Annotated in this window: 1 rRNA gene; it reads right to left on the reverse strand. The window is 48.8% G+C overall.

Annotation, left to right across the window (positions count from 1 at the left end):
• Positions 1-135: 135 nt before the first annotated feature.
• Positions 136-2,973, reverse strand: a 23S ribosomal RNA gene (locus tag LB467_RS18335).
• Positions 2,974-3,169 lie beyond the last annotated feature (196 nt).

Here is a 3,169-nt window from a genome sequence, read left to right on the forward strand (position 1 = left end):
AATCAGTTGGCAGCTTGTGCCCTGATCCGTACTAAATGTCATACCTAATAACGTTGACATATTTTAAGAAACAAAAAATAAAGAAGAACTGCGGTAAGCATTCAAGTGCCCCCCTCCCTTGCGGGACAGGGGCATCGCATCAAGCTTTACGGATTATTAGTACCACTCGGCTATGACATTGCTGCCTTTACACCTGTGGCCTATCAACGTGGTCGTCTCCCACGGTCCTTTAAAGAAATCTCATCTTGTGGTGGGTTTCGCGCTTATATGCTTTCAGCGCTTATCCCTTCCCAACGTAGCTACCCAGCAATGCTCCTGGCGGAACAACTGGTGCACCAGAGGTTGGTCCAATCCGGTCCTCTCGTACTAGGATCAGGTCCACTCAAATTTCTAACGCCCACTACAGATAGAGACCGAACTGTCTCACGACGTTCTGAACCCAGCTCGCGTGCCACTTTAATGGGCGAACAGCCCAACCCTTGGGACCTTCTCCAGCCCCAGGATGTGACGAGCCGACATCGAGGTGCCAAACCCCCCCGTCGATGTGAGCTCTTGGGGGAGATCAGCCTGTTATCCCCGGCGTACCTTTTATCCTTTGAGCGATGACCCTTCCACGCGGTGTCACCGGATCACTATGCTCTACTTTCGTACCTGATCGACCTGTATGTCTCTCAGTCAAGCTCCCTTTTGCCATTGCACTCTACGCACGGTTACCAAGCGTGCTGAGGGAACCTTTAGAAGCCTCCGTTACTCTTTTGGAGGCGACCACCCCAGTCAAACTACCCACCAAGCACTGTCCCTCATAAAATGAGGTTAGGCTCCGAACAAGTAAAGGGTGGTATTTCAACAATGACTCCACACCGCCTGGCGACGGCGCTTCAAAGTCTCCCACCTATCCTACACATCACTTGTCCAAAGTCAATACTAAGCTATAGTAAAGGTGCACGGGGTCTTTTCGTCCCGTAGCGGGTAATCGGCATCTTCACCGATACTACAATTTCACCGAGCTCATGGCTGAGACAGTGTCCAGATCGTTGCACCATTCGTGCAGGTCGGAACTTACCCGACAAGGAATTTCGCTACCTTAGGACCGTTATAGTTACGGCCGCCGTTTACTGGGGCTTCAATTCAATGCTTCGCCGAAGCTAACATCTCCTCTTAACCTTCCAGCACCGGGCAGGTGTCAGGCCCTATACATCATCTTTCGATTTAGCAGAGCCCTGTGTTTTTGATAAACAGTCGCCTGGACCTCTTCACTGCGGCCCCGACTTTACGTCGGGGCGACCCTTCTCCCGAAGTTACGGGCCCATTTTGCCTAGTTCCTTAGCCATGAATCTCTCGAGCACCTTAGAATTCTCATCCCAACTACCTGTGTCGGTTTACGGTACGGGTTGCCTCCACTCGCTTTTCTTGGAAGTCGATTCGCTGGATTATCACGCCGGCCGAAGCTTTTGTGTACTATCGGGGTGTTACCACTCCCTTCAACGTGCTATTCCGTCAGCACGCACCAACTGTTCGCCTCCGTCCGCTTTAGCGTGGGGCAAGTACAGAAATATTAATCTGTTGTCCATCGACTACCCCCTTCGGGTTCGCCTTAGGTCCCGACTAACCCCCAGCTGATTAGCATAGCTGGGGAAACCTTAGTCTTTCGGTGTGCGGGTTTCTCGCCCGCATTATCGTTACTTATGCCTACATTTTCTTTTGTAACCAATCCAGCATACCTCGCAGTACACCTTCATCTCTGTTACAATGCTCCCCTACCACTATATATCTAAATATATAGTCCATAGCTTCGGTAATATGTTTATGCCCGATTATTATCCATGCCGGACCGCTCGACTAGTGAGCTGTTACGCACTCTTTAAATGAATGGCTGCTTCCAAGCCAACATCCTAGCTGTCTGGGCAGTCCAACCGCGTTTCTTCAACTTAACATATATTTGGGGACCTTAGCTGATGGTCTGGGTTCTTTCCCTCTCGGACACGGACCTTAGCACCCATGCCCTCACTGATATAAAACATTTTATAGCATTCGGAGTTTGTCAGGAATTGGTAGGCGGTGAAGCCCCCGCATCCAATCAGTAGCTCTACCTCTATAAAACTATTATACCGCTGCACCTAAATGCATTTCGGGGAGTACGAGCTATTTCCGAGTTTGATTGGCCTTTCACCCCTACCCTCAGGTCATCCCAAGACTTTTCAACGTCAACGGGTTCGGTCCTCCACTATGTGTTACCACAGCTTCAACCTGCCCAAGGGTAGATCACACGGTTTCGCGTCTACCATTACCAACTTAATTCGCCCTATTAAGACTCGCTTTCGCTACGGCTCCACAGCTGAACTGCTTAACCTTGCTGGAAACGGTAACTCGTAGGCTCATTATGCAAAAGGCACGCCGTCACCCATAAGGGCTCCGACCGCTTGTAAGCGTATGGTTTCAGGATCTATTTCACTCCCTTGTTCAGGGTTCTTTTCACCTTTCCCTCACGGTACTGGTTCACTATCGGTCTCTCAGGAGTATTTAGCCTTGGCGGATGGTCCCGCCGGATTCATACAGGGTTTCTCGTGCCCCGCACTACTCAGGATACCACTATCATTGCATTCTTTACCTATACCGGGCTGTCACCGTCTATGGCCAGGCTTTCCAACCTGTTCTAATTCTGTTTGCAACAAATATTGTGGTCCTACAACCCCATAAGGTCCGTAAACCTTATGGTTTGGGCTAATGCGCGTTCGCTCGCCGCTACTAGCGCAATCACTATTGTTTTCTCTTCCTCCGGGTACTTAGATGTTTCAGTTCTCCGGGTTTGCCTCCTTAAAGGATACTATACCTTCAGTATAGTGGGTTGCCCCATTCGGATATCTGCGGATCAACTTGTATGTGCCAATCCCCGCAGCTTTTCGCAGCTTATCACGTCCTTCTTCGCCTCTGAGAGCCTAGGCATTCCCCATACGCCCTTATCTAGCTTGTATGCTTCTTGCTTATGCTCGAATTTCTCGTGACCTAAATCACAATATATTCTATTAATTTAATTAATTTACCTCGTTATAAAAGTAAACTTCTATAACTGTAGTTTTCTCGTATTCTTTGTTTCTCAATATGTCAATGAACTTTTTTCCTCTTATACAACCTAATTTCAATGGCAAACAAACGAATATGCTTATACGCA

This window comes from Salegentibacter tibetensis, assembly GCF_020164485.1.
GTDB classification, from domain to species: Bacteria; Bacteroidota; Bacteroidia; order Flavobacteriales; family Flavobacteriaceae; genus Salegentibacter; species Salegentibacter tibetensis.